This is a genomic window from Burkholderia sp. KJ006, assembly GCF_000262695.1.
In the GTDB taxonomy this organism is placed as follows: domain Bacteria; phylum Pseudomonadota; class Gammaproteobacteria; order Burkholderiales; family Burkholderiaceae; genus Burkholderia; species Burkholderia vietnamiensis.
Genome location: NC_017920.1, coordinates 890,032 through 907,859, shown reverse-complemented (window position 1 = coordinate 907,859; position 17,828 = coordinate 890,032). Strand labels below are relative to the sequence as shown.

General features: G+C 69.1%; 16 protein-coding genes. 13 read left to right on the top strand and 3 right to left on the bottom strand.

All coding sequences use genetic code 11. The features are described 5' to 3' along the window. The first annotated feature begins 2 nt into the window (after positions 1-2). Positions 3-683, top strand: a complete 681-nt coding sequence (gene pgl / locus MYA_RS04130) for a 6-phosphogluconolactonase (RefSeq protein WP_014722626.1) — start codon at positions 3-5, stop codon at positions 681-683. Next, positions 661-2,589, top strand: a complete 1,929-nt coding sequence (locus MYA_RS04125; RefSeq protein WP_011883666.1) for a bifunctional transcriptional regulator/glucokinase — start codon at positions 661-663, stop codon at positions 2,587-2,589. Before pgl ends, MYA_RS04125 begins: the two co-directional genes overlap by 23 nt. 120 nt (positions 2,590-2,709) lie before the next feature. On the opposite strand, the gene MYA_RS04120 is transcribed toward MYA_RS04125, so the two are convergent. Then, positions 2,710-3,927 carry a Bcr/CflA family multidrug efflux MFS transporter gene (locus MYA_RS04120; RefSeq protein WP_011883664.1) on the bottom strand — a complete coding sequence of 406 codons (1,218 nt, stop codon included), beginning with the start codon at positions 3,925-3,927 and terminating at the stop codon, positions 2,710-2,712. 262 nt (positions 3,928-4,189) lie between these two features. On the opposite strand from MYA_RS04120, the gene MYA_RS04115 reads away from it, so the two are divergent. From MYA_RS04115 to MYA_RS04075, 8 genes are all read left to right on the top strand, one after another. Then, complete coding sequence (locus MYA_RS04115) at positions 4,190-4,642, top strand: hypothetical protein (protein ID WP_014722625.1); 453 nt, start codon at positions 4,190-4,192, stop codon at positions 4,640-4,642. A gap of 256 nt (positions 4,643-4,898) precedes the next feature. Beyond that, positions 4,899-6,182, top strand: coding sequence for a glutamate-1-semialdehyde 2,1-aminomutase (gene hemL, locus MYA_RS04105; RefSeq protein WP_014722624.1), 1,284 nt, complete (start codon positions 4,899-4,901; stop codon positions 6,180-6,182). A gap of 14 nt (positions 6,183-6,196) precedes the next feature. After that, positions 6,197-7,318, top strand: a complete 1,122-nt coding sequence (ribD, locus tag MYA_RS04100; protein ID WP_014722623.1) for a bifunctional diaminohydroxyphosphoribosylaminopyrimidine deaminase/5-amino-6-(5-phosphoribosylamino)uracil reductase RibD — start codon at positions 6,197-6,199, stop codon at positions 7,316-7,318. A gap of 385 nt (positions 7,319-7,703) precedes the next feature. Continuing rightward, positions 7,704-8,222, top strand: coding sequence for a DUF1993 domain-containing protein (locus MYA_RS04095; RefSeq protein WP_014722621.1), 519 nt, complete (start codon positions 7,704-7,706; stop codon positions 8,220-8,222). A 214-nt stretch (positions 8,223-8,436) separates the two neighbouring features. Continuing rightward, on the top strand, positions 8,437-9,579 hold the full coding sequence (ribBA, locus tag MYA_RS04090) for a bifunctional 3,4-dihydroxy-2-butanone-4-phosphate synthase/GTP cyclohydrolase II (protein ID WP_011883653.1): 1,143 nt from the start codon (positions 8,437-8,439) through the stop codon (positions 9,577-9,579). A 53-nt stretch (positions 9,580-9,632) separates the two neighbouring features. Continuing rightward, a complete protein-coding gene (ribH, locus tag MYA_RS04085; protein ID WP_011883652.1) occupies positions 9,633-10,142 on the top strand; it encodes a 6,7-dimethyl-8-ribityllumazine synthase in 510 nt (169 codons plus the stop codon). Next, the gene (nusB, locus tag MYA_RS04080; protein WP_011883649.1) at positions 10,139-10,576 is read left to right on the top strand and encodes a transcription antitermination factor NusB; all 438 of its coding nucleotides are present in this window, start codon (positions 10,139-10,141) and stop codon (positions 10,574-10,576) included. Before ribH ends, nusB begins: the two co-directional genes overlap by 4 nt. Positions 10,577-10,645: 69 nt before the next feature. Further along, positions 10,646-11,842, top strand: a complete 1,197-nt coding sequence (locus MYA_RS04075; protein ID WP_014722619.1) for a pyridoxal phosphate-dependent aminotransferase — start codon at positions 10,646-10,648, stop codon at positions 11,840-11,842. A 111-nt stretch (positions 11,843-11,953) separates the two neighbouring features. Here MYA_RS04075 and MYA_RS04070 read toward each other — a convergent pair whose 3' ends face one another. Beyond that, on the bottom strand, positions 11,954-13,075 hold the full coding sequence (locus MYA_RS04070; RefSeq protein ID WP_011883645.1) for a transglycosylase SLT domain-containing protein: 1,122 nt from the start codon (positions 13,073-13,075) through the stop codon (positions 11,954-11,956). Positions 13,076-13,671: 596 nt separating this feature from the next. Here MYA_RS04070 and MYA_RS04065 point away from each other — a divergent pair. Continuing rightward, on the top strand, positions 13,672-15,228 hold the full coding sequence (locus MYA_RS04065) for a UbiD family decarboxylase (RefSeq protein ID WP_014722615.1): 1,557 nt from the start codon (positions 13,672-13,674) through the stop codon (positions 15,226-15,228). A 58-nt stretch (positions 15,229-15,286) separates the two neighbouring features. Next, positions 15,287-15,955 (top strand): LysE family translocator, encoded by a 669-nt coding sequence (locus MYA_RS04060; protein ID WP_014722614.1) that lies wholly within the window; start codon positions 15,287-15,289, stop codon positions 15,953-15,955. Positions 15,956-16,067: 112 nt separating this feature from the next. On the opposite strand, the gene MYA_RS04055 is transcribed toward MYA_RS04060, so the two are convergent. Further along, the gene (locus tag MYA_RS04055) at positions 16,068-16,361 is read right to left on the bottom strand and encodes a hypothetical protein (protein ID WP_014722613.1); all 294 of its coding nucleotides are present in this window, start codon (positions 16,359-16,361) and stop codon (positions 16,068-16,070) included. 515 nt (positions 16,362-16,876) lie between these two features. Between MYA_RS04055 and MYA_RS04050 the strand changes: the two genes are divergently transcribed. After that, positions 16,877-17,806, top strand: a complete 930-nt coding sequence (locus MYA_RS04050; RefSeq protein ID WP_014722611.1) for a Rossmann-like and DUF2520 domain-containing protein — start codon at positions 16,877-16,879, stop codon at positions 17,804-17,806. The last annotated feature ends 22 nt before the right edge of the window (positions 17,807-17,828 follow it).

Genomic DNA, 17,828 nt, shown 5'->3' with positions numbered 1-17,828 from the left:
ATGTGATTGAGATCCACGCTTTCGACACCCAGGAAGCGCAAAGTGAAGCGCTCGCACGCGCCGTCGGCGACGCGCTGCGCGCGGCCCTCGCCGGCCCCGCGCGCCCGACGCTCGCGGTGTCGGGCGGCACCAGCCCGCGCCCGTTTCTGCACACGCTGTCGCACACGGCCCTCGACTGGGCCGGCGTCGACGTGACGCTGGTCGACGACCGCTGGGTACCCGAGGACGACCTGGCCAGCAACGCGCAACTCGTGCGCGACACGCTGCTGCAGGACGCGGCGCGCGCCGCGCGCTTCCTGCCGCTCGTCGACACGCGCGTGCCGCTCGACGCGCACGTCGCCGCGCTCAATGCGAATGCCGACCATCGCGTGCCGAACGTCGCGGTGCTGGGCATGGGCGAGGACGGCCACACCGCGTCGATCTTCGCCGACGCGCCCGAATGGCAGCACGCGATCACGACCCGCGAGCGTTTCGTCGCGGTTCATCCCGGCGCCGCGCCGCATGCACGCGTGAGCTTGTCGCTCGATGCGCTCAAGCGCGTCGAGCGACTGTTCCTGCTGATCGCAGGCGCCCGCAAACGCGACGTGCTCGAAGCCGCGGCCGCAACGCTGCAGCACAACGCGATTTCCCAACTGGCCAACGACAAGGGGACCCAGCTCGATGTCTACTGGTGCGCAAAGTAAGGCCGTCGTCGCGGGTCAGCATGCCGACGGCCCGCGCCTGCTCGCGGATGTCGGCGGCACCAACGCGCGTTTCGCGCTGGAAACCGGCCCGGGTGAGATCACGCAGATCCGCGTCTATCCGGGCGCCGATTATCCGACGCTCACCGACGCGATCCGCAAGTATCTGAAGGACGTGAAGATCGCCCGCGTGAACCACGCGGCGATCGCGATCGCGAACCCGGTCGACGGCGACCAGGTCACGATGACCAACCACGACTGGAGCTTCTCGATCGAGGCGACGCGCCGCGCGCTCGGCTTCGACACGCTGCTCGTCGTCAACGACTTCACCGCGCTCGCGATGGCGCTGCCCGGCCTCACCGATGCGCAGCGCGTGCAGATCGGCGGCGGCACGCGGCGCCAGAACAGCGTGATCGGGCTGCTCGGCCCGGGCACCGGGCTCGGCGTGTCGGGCCTGATCCCGGCGGACGACCGCTGGATCGCGCTCGGCAGCGAAGGCGGCCACGCTTCGTTCGCGCCGCAGGACGAGCGCGAGGATCTCGTGCTGCAGTACGCGCGCAAGAAGTTTCCGCACGTGTCGTTCGAGCGGGTGTGCGCGGGCCCCGGCATCGAGATCATCTATCGCGCGCTCGCCGCGCGCGACAAGAAGCGCGTCGCCGCGAGCGTCGACACGGCCGACATCGTCGAGCGCGCGCACGCGGGCGAAGCACTCGCGCTCGAGACGGTCGAATGCTTCTGCGGCATTCTCGGCTCGTTCGCGGGCAGCGTCGCGCTCACGCTCGGCGCGCTCGGCGGCGTCTACATCGGCGGCGGCGTCGCGCTCAAGCTCGGCGAGCTGTTCACGCGCTCGTCGTTCCGCGCGCGCTTCGAGGCGAAGGGCCGCTTCGCGCACTATCTGCAGAACATCCCGACCTACCTGATCACCGCCGAATATCCGGCGTTCCTCGGCGTGTCGGCGATCCTCGCGGAGCAGTTGTCGAACCGCTCGGGCGGTGCGTCGTCGGCGGTGTTCGAGCGGATTCGCCAGATGCGCGACGCGCTGACGCCGGCCGAGCGCCGCGTCGCCGATCTCGCGCTGAACCATCCGCGCTCGATCATCAACGACCCGATCGTCGATATCGCGCGCAAGGCCGACGTGAGCCAGCCGACGGTGATCCGCTTCTGCCGCTCGCTCGGCTGCCAGGGGCTGTCGGACTTCAAGCTGAAGCTCGCGACCGGCCTCACCGGCACGATTCCGATGAGCCACAGCCAGGTGCATCTCGGCGACACGGCCACCGACTTCGGCGCGAAGGTGCTCGACAACACGGTGTCGGCGATCCTGCAACTGCGCGAACACCTGAACTTCGAGCACGTCGAGAACGCGATCGAGATCCTGAACGGCGCGCGCCGCATCGAGTTCTACGGGCTCGGCAACTCGAACATCGTCGCGCAGGACGCGCACTACAAGTTCTTCCGCTTCGGGATTCCGACGATCGCCTACGGCGACCTGTACATGCAGGCCGCGTCGGCGGCGCTGCTCGGCAAGGGGGACGTGATCGTCGCGGTGTCGAAATCGGGGCGCGCGCCCGAGCTGCTGCGCGTGCTCGACGTCGCGATGCAGGCGGGCGCGAAGGTGATCGCGATCACATCGAGCAACACGCCGCTCGCGAAGCGCGCAACCGTGGCGCTCGAAACCGACCACATCGAGATGCGCGAGTCGCAGTTGTCGATGATCTCGCGGATCCTGCATCTGGTGATGATCGACATCCTCGCGGTCGGCGTCGCGATCCGCCGCGCGTCGACCGCCGGCGAACTGCCGGAAGCTGTCGCGCAGGCGCGTGCGCGCGCGAGCGACGACGAAACGGCCGACGTGCTCGACTGGCTGAGCCACGGCGCGTCGCCGGCGGCGAAGGACGTCGCGCGCGACTGAGGTGCTCGGCAGCGGTCGGCGGCGCTCGCCGCCGTGCGCGCGCCGCAAAACGAAACGCCACCGCGCGCGCTGCGCCGGTGGCGTTTTTCATGGCGGGCCGCAGCCGCGGCGCGTCGGGCGTCAGGCGTCGGCCTTCACCGGCCGGCCATGCCAGCGCAGCACGAACCAGCGGCCGACGAAACACAGCACGCCGCACACGCCGATCGTCACACCCATCGCGAACGGCGTGCCGTCCGCAAGCGCGCCGATCGCGACGCTCGCGAGCGCACCGAGCGCGAGCTGCATCGCGCCGAACACGGCCGCCGATGCGCCCGCGTTGTGCGGATAGCGATGCATCAGGTCGGTCGTGCAGTTGGCCGACAGGATGCCGACCACGCCGACCACGAAGAACAGGCACACGACGATCGACCACAGCCCGCCCCACCCCGTCAGCGCGACGAGCGCGACCGCGAGCGACGCGATGCAGCTCACGAGCGACGCGGCCGCGATGATGCGCAGCGAGCCGACGCTGCCCACCAGCCGCGTGTTCGCGAAGTTGCCGATCATGATGCCGACGACGTTCAGCCCGAACAGCAGCCCGTAGTGCTGCGGCGAGACGTGGAAGTACTCGATGTAGACGAACGGCGTCGCGGTGATGTACGAGAACATCGACGCGAACGCCATCCCGCCGCACAGCATGTGCCCCCACGCGACCGGGTCGGACAGGATGCGCCCGTACGACGCGAACGATGCGAGCACGGCCGCGCTCTTGCGCCGTTCCTTCGGCCAGGTTTCGGGCACGCGCAGGTAGGCGGTCGCCGCGCACAGCGCGCCGAATGACGCCAGCACGACGAACACGCCGCGCCAGCCGGCGAAACGCAGGATCTGGCCGCCGATCAGCGGCGCGAGCAGCGGCCCGACCGCGGTGACGATCGCGACCATCGACAGCACCTTCGCCGCATCGGTCGGCTCGTGCGCGTCGCGCGCGATCGCGCGGGCCAGCACGGACGCAGCGCCCGCGCCGAGCGCCTGCAGGAAGCGCACGAAGATCAGCATGTCGATGGAGCCCGCGACGAAGCAGCCGATGCTCGCGAGCGTGAATAGCGCGATGCCGCCGAGCAGCACGGGCCGGCGGCCCCAGGTGTCGGACAGCGGGCCGTACAGCAGCATGCCGATCGAGAAGCCGGCCATGAAGCTCGTGAGCGTGCGCTGGGCGGCGCCGGCGCTCACGGAGAAGCCGTCGGCGATCGACGGCAGGCTCGGCAGGTACATGTCGGTGGCAATCGGCCCGCAGGCGGCGAGCGCACCGAGCAACAGGATCAGCCGGGCATCGGGCCGGCGCCGGACGACGTGGGACATGGGTATCCGCAATGGGAGCCCGCGCGCAGCGGCGCGCGTGGCAGTGAAGACGACGGAGCGCGCCGCGGGCGGCGCATCGGCCCTTGATTGTACGCGCAACTTTTCGCGCCGCCGGCCGTCGGCCGGTGTCGGCGTAGGGCCGCGAACGCACGCGCAGTGAGCGCGTGCTTCGCCCGCGCGCCCGCGCCGAGTCGTCTCAATCGTATTAAGCTTGCCGCTCGCCGCTGCCCCCATCCGACCCAATCGACGCACGACCGAACCGATGACCGCCTTCCTGCTGATCTGGAGCCCCAAGAAATGGCCGTGGCCCGAACTGCCCGACGTCGCCGCGCGCGTGAAGGCCGGCGACGCCGTGCACGACGTATGGGGCTGCGGCTTCGCACGCGGCATCGTGCCGGGCGACCGCGTGTTCCTGCACCGCGTCGCGCAGGCGCCGAAAGGCGTGTTCGGCTCCGGCTACGTGACGCGCGCGCCGTACGAGGTGCCCGACGCGACGACCAGGCGCGGCTACCGGCTGTGCATCGACTTCGTCTACGACTGGCTCGTCGACGCGCATCAGGACGTCATGATCCCGCGCGACGCGCTGCGCGTGCATCCGTACTCGGTGCAGACCTGGGATGCACAGAGCTCCGGCACGTCGATCAAGCCGATGGTCGAAGGTCCGCTGGAAAAGCGCTGGGCGGAGCTGACCGGCAAGCGCAAGCCGCGCCGGTAAACGGGTCCATAAGCTGGCCGAGATTCGAGCCGAGAAGCTGGCCGAAAAGCGTGCCGCATCGCCCCGGCCGCTGGCCGAAAAGCGTGCCGCATCGCCCCGGCCGGCCCCGTGCGCGCCGGCCCGCGTCGCGCGCGCAAAGGCCGCAGCGCGCGCGCCGGGCCCGCCGCGTGCGTCTCCGGTACAATCAGACGATCGTTCCGCCCAGGCGCCGCGGCCCGTGCACGAGGCCCCCGCGCCCTTCTCTCAGGTTTCGCTCATGTCCAACAACCAGATCCTCTTCGAACGCGCCCAGAAGACCATCCCGGGCGGCGTCAACTCGCCCGTCCGCGCGTTCCGTTCCGTCGGCGGCACGCCGCGCTTCGTGGCGCGCGCGCAGGGCCCGTACTTCTGGGACGCCGACGGCAAGCAGTACATCGACTACATCGGCTCGTGGGGCCCGATGATCGTCGGTCACGTCCATCCGGAAGTGCTGGCGGCCGTGCAGCGCGTGCTCGCCGACGGTTTCTCGTTCGGCGCGCCGACCGAGGCCGAGATCGAGATCGCCGAAGAAATCTGCAAGCTGGTGCCGTCGATCGAGCAGGTGCGGATGGTGTCGAGCGGCACCGAGGCCACGATGAGCGCGCTGCGTCTCGCGCGCGGCTTCACGGGCCGCAGCCGCATCGTCAAGTTCGAGGGCTGCTACCACGGCCACGCGGACAGCCTCTTGGTCAAGGCCGGCTCGGGCCTGCTGACGTTCGGCAATCCGACCTCGGCCGGCGTGCCCGCCGACATCGCGAAGCACACGACCGTCCTCGAATACAACAACGTCGCCGAGCTGGAAGAAGCGTTCGGCGCGTTCGGCGACGAAATCGCCGCGGTGATCGTCGAGCCCGTCGCGGGCAACATGAACCTCGTGCGCGGCACGCCGGAATTCCTGAACGCGCTGCGCGCGCTGTGCACGAAGCACGGCGCGGTGCTGATCTTCGACGAGGTGATGTGCGGCTTCCGCGTCGCGCTCGGCGGCGCCCAGCAGCACTACGGCATCGCGGCCGACCTCACCTGCCTCGGCAAGGTGATCGGCGGCGGGATGCCGGCCGCCGCGTTCGGCGGCCGCCGCGACATCATGGCCCATCTCGCGCCGCTCGGCGGCGTGTACCAGGCCGGCACGCTGTCGGGCAATCCGATCGCGGTCGCCGCGGGCCTGAAGACGCTGCAGCTGATCCAGGCACCCGGCTTCTACGACGCGCTCACCGCGCAGACGAAGCGCCTCGCCGACGGCCTCGCGGCGGAAGCGCGCGCGGCCGGCGTGCCGTTCGCGGCCGACTCGATCGGCGCGATGTTCGGCCTGTACTTCGCCGAGCGCGTGCCGGCGAGCTTCGCGGAAGTCACGAAGAGCGACGTCGAACGCTTCAATCGCTTCTTCCATCTGATGCTCGACGAAGGCGTGTACTTCGCGCCGTCCGCGTACGAGGCCGGCTTCGTGTCGAGCACGCACGACGACGCGGTGATCGACGCGACGCTCGCCGCCGCGCGCCGCGCGTTCGCGGCGCTCGCCGCCTGACCGGGCCCGCGCGCATGTTCTCCGATACCGACTTCGCGCACATGCAACGCGCGCTCGCGCTCGCGGCGCGCGGCATGTATACGACGGCGCCGAATCCGCGCGTCGGCTGCGTGATCGTCAAGGACGGCGACGTGATCGGCGAAGGGTTCACGCAGCCGGCCGGCCAGGATCACGCGGAAGTGCAAGCGCTGAAGGACGCGCGCGCGCGCGGCTGCGACGTGGCCGGCGCGACCGTCTACGTGACGCTCGAGCCGTGCAGCCACTTCGGCCGCACGCCGCCGTGCGCGAACGCGCTGATCGACGCGCGCGTCGCGAAGGTCGTGGCGGCGATGGAAGACCCGAACCCGCAGGTGTCCGGGCGCGGCCTCGGGATGCTGCGCGACGCAGGCATCGACGTACGCTGCGGGCTGCTCGCGTACGAAGCCGGCGAACTGAACATCGGCTTCGTGTCGCGGATGACGCGCGGACGTCCGTGGGTGCGGATGAAGACCGCCGCCTCGCTCGATGCGCGCACCGCGCTGCCGTCCGGCGAAAGCCAATGGATCACCGGCGAGGCCGCGCGTCTCGACGGCCATGCGTGGCGTGCGCGCGCGTGCGCGATCCTCACCGGCATCGGCACCGTGCGCGAGGACAATCCGCTCCTGACCGTCCGCGGCATCGACACGCCGCGTCAGCCGCAGCGCGTGCTGGTGGACAGCCGGCTCGACCTGCCGCTCGACGCCCGGCTGCTCGAAGGCGCGCCGCTGCTGATCTTCTGCGGCCGGCTCGACGCCGCCGGCGAGATCCGCGCGAACGTGCTGCAGTCGCGCGGCGCCGAAGTCGTGTCGCTGGCGAACCTGCAAGGCAAGGTCGATCTGCCCGGAATGCTTGCGGCGCTCGGCGCGCGCGGCGTCAACGAGCTGCACGTGGAGGCCGGCCACAAGCTGAACGGTTCGCTGCTGCGCGAGCAGTGCGTCGACGAGCTGCTCGTCTATCTGGCGCCGAGCCTGCTCGGCAGCGACGCGGCCGCGATGTTCGATCTCGCCGCGCCGACGAGCCTCGACGGCCGCACGCGGCTGGCGTTCCACAGCGTCGAGCGGGTCGGCGACGATCTGCGGATCGTCGCGCGCGTCGCGCCGCCCGCGGGCGCCCACTGAACGGCGCCTTCGCCGTCACGATGCTCACCGGCATCGTCGCGGCCGTCGGCCGCATCGAATCGCGCCGGCCGCTCGGCGCGCCGGACGACGCCGACGCCTGCGTGCGGCTGACCGTGCACGCAGGCGGCCTCCACCTCCCCCGATGGCGCACTCGGCCACAGCATCGCGATCGAGCGGATGATCTGCGCGTCGCAGAGCCTGCACCGGGACTGATGCGACGGGCGCGGGCCCGCGGTCGTCCGATGGCCGTCGGCGGCGCGTGCCGACACCTGGCCGGACGGCCAACGGCGCGCACGCGCCGGCGCGTCGCGCTAAGATGCAACGGCAGCGGATTCGGCGCCACGCCGCGTACCGGCTGCTCCCTTTTCCACCAGGAGTCGTTTCCATGTCCATCTCGATGTATCAGGCTTCGCTGCCCGTCCTGATCCGCGGCCTCACCAACCTGCAGCACATCCTCGGCAAGGCGCAGGCGCATGCGGCCGAGAAGCAGATCGATCCGTCGGTGTTCATCGGCGCACGCCTCTATCCGGACATGCTGCCGCTCGTGCGCCAGGTATACATCGCGACCGACACGGCCAAGGGCTGCGCCGCGCGGCTTGCCGGCGTCGATATCCCGAGCTATCCGGACGTCGAACAGTCGTTCGACGAGTTGCATGCGCGCGTCCAGAAGACGATCGACTATCTGAAGAGCTTCGACGCAGCCCAGATCGACGGCAGCGAAGCGCGCCAGATCGTGCTGAAGATGCGCGTCGGCCCGATCGAGTACACCGGCCAGTCTTACCTGCTGGACTTCGTGCTGCCCAATTTCTTCTTCCACGTGACGACCGCGTACGACATCCTGCGCCACAACGGCGTCGAACTCGGCAAGCTCGATTACCTCGGCGGCCGCAACGACCACGCTTGACGCCCTGCGTGACGAACACGTGACACCGGGCGCGACGGCCGGCGCAACACCCGGCGCGGCGGCCCGGCCGGCCGTCCTGCCGTCGCGCATTGCAGGTTCGCGTCACGGCCCGGTCGCGCGGCTTTTCGGCGCGCTTGCCGGGCGCGCGGCCCGTGCCAGCCGAAACGCGGTCCGGCTGGCGTAAAATACGCACTTTCCTTTTTCTCGCCCCTTTATGACGCTCGCCTCCACGCTCGACATCATCGCGGAGTTGAAAGCCGGCCGGATGGTGATCCTGGTCGACGAAGAAGACCGCGAAAACGAAGGCGATCTCGTGATCGCCGCCGAGTTCGTCACGCCGGAAGCGATCAACTTCATGGCCCGGTACGGCCGCGGGCTGATTTGTCTGACGTTGACGCAGGAACGCTGCAAGCAGCTGCACCTGCCGCTGATGACCTACCGCAACGGCACCCAGTACGGCACCGCATTCACGGTCAGCATCGAAGCGGCCGAAGGCGTGACGACCGGCATCTCGGCCGCCGACCGCGCACATACGATCGCCACGGCGGTCGCGCACGACGTGCGCCCCGAGCACATCGTGCAGCCGGGCCACGTGTTCCCGATCATGGCGCAGCCGGGCGGCGTGCTGGTGCGCGCCGGCCATACCGAGGCCGGCTGCGACTTCACCGCGCTCGCGGGGCTCACGCCGGCCGCGGTGATCTGCGAGATCATCAAGGACGACGGCACGATGGCGCGCCTGCCCGATCTGCTCGAGTTCGCGAAGGAACACGATCTGAAGATCGGCACGATCGCCGACCTGATCCAGTACCGCAGCCGCACCGAGTCGATCATCGAGCGGATCGCCGAGCGCACGATGCAGACCGCGCACGGCACGTTCCGCGCGGTGCTGTACCGCGACCAGCCGAGCGGCTCGCCGCACATCGCGCTGGTGCGCGGCGCGCCGGCGCCCGACGTCGATACGCCGGTGCGCGTGCACGAGCCGCTGTCGGTGCTCGACCTGCTCGAGACGGGCATCTCGACGCACTCGTGGACGCTCGACGCAGCGATGCGCGAGATTGCGGAGCGCGACCTCGGCGTGATCGTGCTGCTCAACTGCGGCGACACGAAAGAACATCTGATCGACGTCTTCAAGGCGTTCGACGAGGAACAGAAGGCCGCTGCGCTGAAGCGCCGGCCGGTCGATTTCAAGACGTTCGGCATCGGCGCGCAGATCCTGCGTGATGTCGGCGTCGGCAAGATGCAGGTGCTGTCGAATCCGCGCAAGCTGGGCAGCATGTCCGGCTACGGCCTCGAAGTCACGGGCTTCATTCCGATGCCCGGCGACGAAGCCAAGTCCTGCCCGGCGTCCAACGCGTAACCCGCCGCGGCGCTTTCGCCCTATAACCGTTCATCCACACCACGGACCAGATCATGGAAATCGGACAATACCAACCGAATCTCGAAGGCGACGGCCTGCGTATCGGCATCGTGCAATCCCGCTTCAACGAACCCGTCTGCAACGGCCTCGCCGATGCATGCGTCGAAGAACTCGAGCGCCTCGGCGTGTCGGGTGAAGACGTGCTGCTCGTATCGGTGCCGGGCGCGCTGGAAATCCCGCTCGCGCTTCAAAAGCTCGCGGAAAGCGGCCAGTTCGACGCGCTGATCGCGCTCGGCGCGGTGATCCGCGGCGAGACGTACCACTTCGAACTCGTGTCGAACGAAAGCGGTGCGGGCATCACGCGCATCGGCCTCGACTTCAACCTGCCGATCGCGAACGCGGTGCTGACGACCGAAAACGACGAGCAAGCCGTCGCGCGCATGACCGAAAAGGGTCGTGACGCCGCTCGCGTCGCGGTCGAGATGGCGAACCTGACGATGGCGCTCGACCAGCTCGGCGACGACGAAGAAGAAGACGAAGACGACGAAGAGGAGCGCGCATGAAAAAGAGCGCCCGCCGACAATCGCGCGAGCTGGCGACGCAGGGCTTGTATCAGTGGCTGCTGTCGAACGCGTCCTCCGGCGAGATCGACGCGCAACTGCGCGGCGCGCTCGGTTACGACAAGGCCGACAAGGAACTGCTCGAGGCCATCCTGCACGGTGTGATTCGCGAGCACGCGACGCTGGTCGAAGCGATCACGCCGTCGCTGGATCGTCCGATCGACCAGTTGTCGCCGGTTGAACGCGCCGTGCTGCTGATCGCGACGTTCGAGCTCACGCACCATGTCGAAACGCCGTACCGCGTCATCATCAACGAAGCGGTCGAACTCACGAAGACGTTCGGCGGCTCCGACGGCTACAAGTACGTGAACGGCGTGCTCGACAAGCTCGCCGCGAAGCTGCGCCCCGCCGAAACGCAGGCGCGTCGCAACAGCTGATCCGTGTATCGACGGGCGCATGCGCGCCCGTTTTTCGTTTCCCCTTCCCCTGCCCGCTCCGCCCGACCGATGAATACCACCGCCGATTCGCTCGTCACGCTCGCCGCACGCGTCGACGCGATCCAGCCGTTCTATGTGATGGAACTGATGAAGGAGGCACAGCGGCTCGAGTCCTCCGGGCGCGATGTTATCCACATGGGGATCGGCGAGCCGGACTTCACCGCGCCGGAGCCCGTCGTCGAGGCGGCCGCGGCTGCGTTGCGCCGCGGGGTCACGCAGTACACGAGCGCGCTCGGCATTGCGCCGCTGCGCGAAGCGATCGCGGCGCACTATGCGCGCGCGTACGGCCTCACGATCAGCCCCGAGCGGATCGTCGTGACGGCCGGCGCATCGGCCGCACTGCTGCTCGCGTGCCTCGCGCTCGTCGGCCGCGACGACGAGGTGCTGATGCCCGATCCGTCGTATCCGTGCAACCGGCACTTCGTCGCGGCGGCCGAAGGCCGGCCGGTGCTCGTGCCGAGCGGCCCGGAAGCGCGCTTTCAGCTCACCGCCGACGACGTCCGCACGCGCTGGGGCAACCGCACGCGCGGCGTGCTGCTCGCGTCGCCGTCGAACCCGACCGGCACGTCGCTCGAGCCGGACGAGCTCAAAAGGATCGTCGAGGCGGTGCGCGCACGCGGCGGCTTCACGATCGTCGACGAGATCTATCAGGGCCTCAGTTACGATGCGGCGCCCGTGTCGGCGCTGTCGTACGGCGACGACGTCGTCACGGTGAACAGCTTCTCGAAGTACTTCAGCATGACCGGCTGGCGGCTGGGCTGGCTCGTCGTGCCGCCGGCGCTGGTCGGCACGTTCGAAAAGCTGTCGCAGAATCTGTTCATCTGTCCGTCCGCGCTCGCGCAGCATGCGGCGCTCGCCTGCTTCGAACCGGCGACGCTCGACATCTACGAAGCGCGCCGCCTCGAATTCAAGCGTCGCCGCGACTTCATCGCGCCGGCGCTCGAACGGCTCGGCTTCAAGGTCCCGGTGATGCCCGACGGGGCGTTCTACGTCTACGCACATTGCGGCGGCGTTGCCCACCCGGCAGCCGGCGACAGCGCCGCGCTCACGCATGCGATGCTGCACGACGCCGGCGTCGTGCTGGTGCCGGGCATGGATTTCGGCGTCCATGCGCCGCGCGACTATATCCGGCTGTCGTATGCGACGGCCTATTCACGGCTCGAGGAAGCGGTCGAGCGGCTGGCCAAACTGTTCGGCCACCACTGAGCCACGGAACCCGTGGCACCGCGCCGGCCGGCGGTCCATCTGCGTCGATACAAAAGAAAAAAGCACCCGACCGGGTGCTTTTTCTATTCGTGCGGGTGAAACCTGCGGTCGTTACGCGCCCAGTTCCGAATGCTCGCCGTGCGATTGCTTCGCGGTGTCGACGCTCGCGTCGTCCTGCTGCGCGCCCTTCGGTGCCGCGGTCTTCGCGGCGAGCGGCTGCGCGGCGTCGAGCGTCGCATGCACGCGCTTGGCGCCGCCTGCGGCTGCCGTGACGGCCGCGGTGACGATCGGCTTCGACGCCTGGACCGGCGCCTGCGGTGCATTGACCGGCACGTTGCGGCCGTGCGCCACGTCGCGCAGGCGGCCGCGCTCGGCCATGACCTTCGCGCCGTACGCGTTGTCGTCCGGGTTCGTCGAGCCGTTGTACAGGCGCAGGCCGTTCGCGAGCGAGCCGCCGCGCGCGATGCAGTCCTTCAGCACCAGCGCACCGACCTGCAGGTTCGCGAGCGGCTGCAGCGCGGTATCGGTGCCGCCGAAGTATTCGAACTTGTCGGAATGGACCTTCGACATGACCTGCATCAGCCCCTGCGCGCCGACGCCGCTTTCCGCGTACGGGTTGAAGCCGGATTCGATCGCCATCACCGACAGCAGCAGCAGCGGATCGAGGCCGACGTCGCGGCCGGTCTGGAACGCCGCCTTGACGAGCTGGCCGAGCGGCTCCTGCGCGACCCGGTAGCGGCGCGACAGGTAGGTGGCGACGAGCGCCTGTTCACGGTTCGACGCGAGCGTGCGATCGTCACGGGCGTCGGCCGGAACCCGCTGGGTCGGAATCAGTTTCGCGAGCGCGACCGGCGACGGGCCGTTGCGGGCCGCATCGGCCGCATCGTTCTGCGCGGAGGTTTCAGGCGCGACGTCGAGACCGACGGCGAGCGCGTCCGTTTCGGTCGCGTCTTCCTGCTGCGGCTGCGCGCCGGCGGGCGCGAAGTTCGGCAGCGGATGGCCGGACAGCAGACGGGCCGGACCGGCTTGCATGGCCGCGGATACGATCGGCATCAGCTTTGCTGCGAGGTTCCCGCGCACGGTCGGCACGAGCCAGAGGGCGAGCGCAACTGCGACAGCGAGACAGCCGACAACGCTGAATAAGTGGTGACTGACACGCGTCCCCCGGCGCAGCATGTCGCGCACGAACTGCGCATGCTGCTCTGTGGGACGCCACGATAACCAAGCGTTCATTCAGATCATCTCCCATGAACATGACTCGTGCGGCTCGCTCGGCTCGATGGCGAGACAGAATACGCGCCGCGGAATCACGACGCCGCACGCCTTGGTCGGACGCACAAGCATCGGGGAAACGGTATAAGTACCGTTCGAGGCCACGGTGTAAGAAGGCCAGCACCTTTGCATCTTGTGCAAGGTGGGCACACGCGGTGGCACTCACGCAAAAAACCAGCGTCAGGTGGCGCTGGCCGAGACTACGACTAAAGACCGTCGAAAGACGCCGTGCAGGATTCGGCGGACGGTGACGCGCTGCGTCGAAGATCGGTGATTGGCGGCTCGAAGCCTTTTACCCTGCAACCAATGTGAGCGGATTCTAGCAGGGTTTTATAGATCGTCAACACTATAAAACCTCGAAATTATAACAAAAAGTAATGTTGAAGCAGCCTTCAGATCGCGAGGCCCCTGCCGAAGGGGCTTCCAGCGCGGTCTACTTTTTTCACTGGCGGGCGGGCGCGCGGCGGCGCGGGTAAAATCGGCGATCGATTCGGGGCCGCACCGGCAGTTGCGCCCGCTCACCGTTGCCCGCGTCGCGGGCAATCCGGACCATCTTCATGAAATACAAAGACTTACGAGATTTCATTCAGCGCCTCGAGGCGCTCGGCGAACTGCGGCGCGTCACGCAGCCCGTGTCGCCCGTGCTCGAAATGACTGAGCTGTGCGACCGCGTGCTGCGCGCCGGCGGCCCTGCGCTGCTGTTCAACGCGCCGCCGGGCAATGCGTTTCCGGTGCTCGGCAACCTGTTCGGCACGCCGCGCCGCGTCGCGCTCGGGATGGGCGTCGATGCGGGCGACGACGCCGCGCTCGGCTCGCTGCGCGACCTCGGGCGGCTGCTGTCCGCGTTGAAGGAGCCGGATCCGCCGAAGAGCCTTAAGGACGCCGGCAAGCTGCTGTCGCTCGCCAAGGCCGTGTGGGACATGGCGCCGAAATCGGTGTCGTCGCCGGCATGCCAGGAGATCGTCTGGGAAGGCGCCGACGTCGACCTGCACAAGCTGCCGATCCAGACCTGCTGGCCCGGCGACGCCGGGCCGCTCGTCACGTGGGGCCTCACCATCACGCGCGGGCCGAACAAGTCGCGCCAGAACCTCGGCATCTACCGCCAGCAGCTGATCGGCCGAAACAAACTGATCATGCGCTGGCTCGCCCATCGCGGCGGCGCGCTGGATTTCCGCGAATTCGCCTTGAGGAATCCGGGCCAACCGTATCCGGTCGCGGTCGTGCTCGGCGCCGATCCGGCCACGACGCTCGGCGCCGTGACGCCGGTGCCCGACACGCTGTCCGAGTATCAGTTCGCCGGCCTGCTGCGCGGCAGCCGCACCGAGCTCGCGAAGTGCCTGACGCCCGGCGTCGACACGCTGCAGGTGCCCGCGCGCGCGGAAATCGTGCTCGAAGGCTTCATTTATCCGCAGCAAGGCACGCCCGCGCCGGCCCCGGCCGGCGCGCCGCCGCGGCCGGCCGGCAATGCGGCGGCCGCGTACGAGCACGCGCTCGAAGGCCCGTACGGCGACCACACCGGCTACTACAACGAGCAGGAGTGGTTTCCGGTGTTCACGGTCGAGCGCATCACGATGCGCCGCGACGCGATCTATCACTCGACCTATACGGGCAAGCCGCCCGATGAGCCGGCCGTGCTCGGCGTCGCGCTCAACGAGGTGTTCGTACCGCTGCTGCAGAAGCAGTTCACCGAGATCACGGACTTCTATCTGCCGCCGGAAGGCTGCAGCTACCGGATGGCCATCGTGCAGATGAAGAAGAGCTACGCGGGCCATGCGAAGCGCGTGATGTTCGGCGTATGGAGCTTCCTGCGGCAGTTCATGTACACGAAGTTCATCGTGGTCGTGGACGAGGACGTGAACATCCGCGACTGGAACGAGGTGATCTGGGCCATCACGACGCGCGTCGATCCGGTGCGCGACACCGTGATGGTCGACAGCACGCCGATCGACTATCTCGACTTTGCGTCGCCGGTCGCCGGGCTCGGTTCGAAGATGGGGCTCGACGCGACCAACAAGTGGCCGGGCGAGACCAACCGCGAATGGGGCCGGCCGATCGAGATGGACGCGGCCGTCAAGGCGCGCGTGGACCGGCTCTGGCAGGAGATCGGACTTTGATCGGCCCGTGCGCAGACACGCATCGGCACGCACCATCGACTCCACCCGAGCAACGACGATGAGCTTTCCACCCGCCTCGATGCTGTCCGACGGCTTCTTCCTGTCGCTGTCGCTGTGTCTCGACATCGGCCTCGTCAACGTCGCGATGCTGTCGCTGACGCTGTCGCACGGCTTTCGGCCGGGCTTCTGGCTCGGCCTCGGCTCGTGCGTCGGCGATCTCGTCTACGCCGCGCTCGCGCTGGCCGGCATGGCCGTGCTGCTGCAGTTCGAGGCCGTGCGCTGGATCGTCTGGATCGGCGGCGGCGCGGTGCTGCTGTTCCTCACGTGGAAGATGGCGCGCGAAGCGATCGCGCCGCCCGCCGATGCCGACGACCGCGCCGGCGACGCACCCGCGCCGCGTGCGAGCGCGCGCCGCAGCTTCGTACGCGGGCTGCTGCTGGCGATGTCGTCGCCGAGCGCGATCCTGTGGTTCGCGGCGGTCGGCGGCGCACTGATCGCGAAAGCCGGCGCGACCACGCCGGCTACGGCTTCGGTGTTCCTGTCCGGCTTCTTCCTCGGCGGCCTCGCGTGGACGCTGTTCATCTGCACGCTCGCGAGCCACGGCCGCAAGCGTGCGGGCGCGGGGCTGATGCGCGCGTGCCATGTCGCGTCGGCGCTGCTGTTCGCGTATTTCTCTTATAGCGTGATCGTCGGCGGCTACCGCGATCTAATCGTTCACGCCGCGTGAGCGCAACGTGCCGCCCACGCGGCATCGGGCGCCTGAAATGAAGAACGGCGCAACGTCCGTCACCGGGCGTTGCGCCGTTCTGCTTCACGCGGCCGTCGCCGCGCGCGACGCGTCAGCGGCGCCAGTAGCCGTGGTGGCCCCAGCCGCCATAACCGTGATGCCAGTACGGACGGCCGTAATAGCCGCCGACCACCACCGGCGGCGGCGCATAGTACGCCGGCGCAGGCGCGTAATACACGGGCGGAGGCGGCGGTGCGTAGTAGACGGGCGGCGGCGGCGCGTACACGGGGTATGCCGGCGCAACCGGGATACCGATGCCGACCCCGATCGACACGTGGGCCTGCGCGGCGCTCGCGGCACCCAGGCCGAGCGCGGCGGCGGCGATGAACGGAATGAGCTTTTTCACTTCGATTCTCCTGCTGGAGCGGTAATTTGTGCGCTCCGGTCGGCGACGGCAGGCGCGCACGTCGCATGCAAGCAATGTAGCGAAAACCCGCTCCGGGCGGGTCGCGCATTTGTTGCAAATTGCAATTCCGGGCCGCGAGGGCCACCACGATGCCCCGCTCGCGCGGCCATCGCGTGCCGCACCGACACGCAGGATTTCGTCCGACCGGCCCACGCGGGGCACACCACTCGGTCGTTCTTACCGGACCACGCCCCCACGGCTCGCAGCGTGCCGTAATGAACGATTACAAATTCGAGACAAGACGCCGACCGTTCCGATGGGCAAGCGGCCCACTCAGTTTGAGGGTCGTAACCGTCCTCCCTCGAAGCTCCGCGCTCACGACATACATTCTTGCAACGACTCGCCACGGCGAGCACCAACGCGCTCGACGAGCTCCACGTGTGCCCGCGCCGTCGCGACGCCGTCGTCATTCCTGCGATACTGGCGGCTGCCCCGTTCTTGTCCCCGCCCCGCCCATGTCCGTACCCGATACTCCCCGCCTCGGCTTCATCGGCGCCGGCCGTCTCGCAAACTGCGTCGCGATGCGTTTCGCGGCGGCCGGCTTTCCGGTCACCGCAGTCGCGAGCCGCACGGCCGCTTCCGCCGCAGAACTCGCAGCCCGCATCGACGGCTGCCGGGCAGTCGACACGCCGCAGCAGGTCGTCGATGCGGCCGACCTGATCTTCCTGACCGTCCCCGACGACCAGCTCGCGCCCGCCGCCGCCGCACTGCGGTTCGATGCGGCCCGCGCGAGCGGCCAGGCGCTCGTGCACTGCAGCGGCGCCTCGGCGGTGGAACTGCTCGATCCGGCCCGGCTGCAAGGCGCAGCCACCGGCGGCTTTCATCCGCTCTACCTGTTCGGCGGCACCGACGCCGACCTCACGCGCATCGACGGTTGCTCGGTCACGATCGAGGCCGACGGCGCATTGCATGCGACGCTGATGCGGCTCGTGGCCGCACTCGGCTGCCACCCGCTGTCGATTCCCGCCGGCGGCCGGATGCTGTATCACGGGGCCGCGCATTACGCGGCGAGCTTCGCGCTGTGCGGGCTGGCGGAAGCGGTCGAGCTGTGGCGCGGCCTCGGCTTCGACGAAGCCGCCGCGTTGCGCGCGCTGCTGCCGATGCTCGCCGGCACGATCGAGACCGCCCGCGACAAGGGCCTCGCGAACGCGCTCGCCGGCCCGGTGTCGCGCGGCGACACCGGCATCGTCGAGCGCCAGCTCGCGCTGCTCGAGGCGCGCGGCGGCGACCACGCGACGCTGTACGCGCTGATGACGCGCCGCGCGGTGGCACTCGCGGCGCAACGCACGGCGCCGCCGGCCACGCTGCCGGCGCTCGCCCAGGCCGTCGAAGCGTCGCTCGCGCGCACCACCGGGCACCCCTCCCCGCCGCGAGACGAGGCGTGATAAGGTGTCGGCCGATGCGCCG

What these genes read in the sequence shown, in the direction of transcription:
- MYA_RS04120 (WP_011883664.1), bottom strand. Translation starts at nt 3,927, where the DNA reads ATGTCCCACGTCGTCCGGCGCCGGCCCGATGCCCGGCTGATCCTGTTG.
- MYA_RS04050 (WP_014722611.1), top strand. Translation starts at nt 16,877, where the DNA reads ATGTCCGTACCCGATACTCCCCGCCTCGGCTTCATCGGCGCCGGCCGT.
- MYA_RS04115 (WP_014722625.1), top strand. Translation starts at nt 4,190, where the DNA reads ATGACCGCCTTCCTGCTGATCTGGAGCCCCAAGAAATGGCCGTGGCCC.
- hemL (WP_014722624.1), top strand. Translation starts at nt 4,899, where the DNA reads ATGTCCAACAACCAGATCCTCTTCGAACGCGCCCAGAAGACCATCCCG.
- MYA_RS04095 (WP_014722621.1), top strand. Translation starts at nt 7,704, where the DNA reads ATGTCCATCTCGATGTATCAGGCTTCGCTGCCCGTCCTGATCCGCGGC.
- nusB (WP_011883649.1), top strand. Translation starts at nt 10,139, where the DNA reads ATGAAAAAGAGCGCCCGCCGACAATCGCGCGAGCTGGCGACGCAGGGC.
- ribBA (WP_011883653.1), top strand. Translation starts at nt 8,437, where the DNA reads ATGACGCTCGCCTCCACGCTCGACATCATCGCGGAGTTGAAAGCCGGC.
- MYA_RS04065 (WP_014722615.1), top strand. Translation starts at nt 13,672, where the DNA reads ATGAAATACAAAGACTTACGAGATTTCATTCAGCGCCTCGAGGCGCTC.
- MYA_RS04060 (WP_014722614.1), top strand. Translation starts at nt 15,287, where the DNA reads ATGAGCTTTCCACCCGCCTCGATGCTGTCCGACGGCTTCTTCCTGTCG.
- ribD (WP_014722623.1), top strand. Translation starts at nt 6,197, where the DNA reads ATGTTCTCCGATACCGACTTCGCGCACATGCAACGCGCGCTCGCGCTC.
- ribH (WP_011883652.1), top strand. Translation starts at nt 9,633, where the DNA reads ATGGAAATCGGACAATACCAACCGAATCTCGAAGGCGACGGCCTGCGT.
- MYA_RS04075 (WP_014722619.1), top strand. Translation starts at nt 10,646, where the DNA reads ATGAATACCACCGCCGATTCGCTCGTCACGCTCGCCGCACGCGTCGAC.
- MYA_RS04070 (WP_011883645.1), bottom strand. Translation starts at nt 13,075, where the DNA reads ATGAACGCTTGGTTATCGTGGCGTCCCACAGAGCAGCATGCGCAGTTC.
- MYA_RS04125 (WP_011883666.1), top strand. Translation starts at nt 661, where the DNA reads ATGTCTACTGGTGCGCAAAGTAAGGCCGTCGTCGCGGGTCAGCATGCC.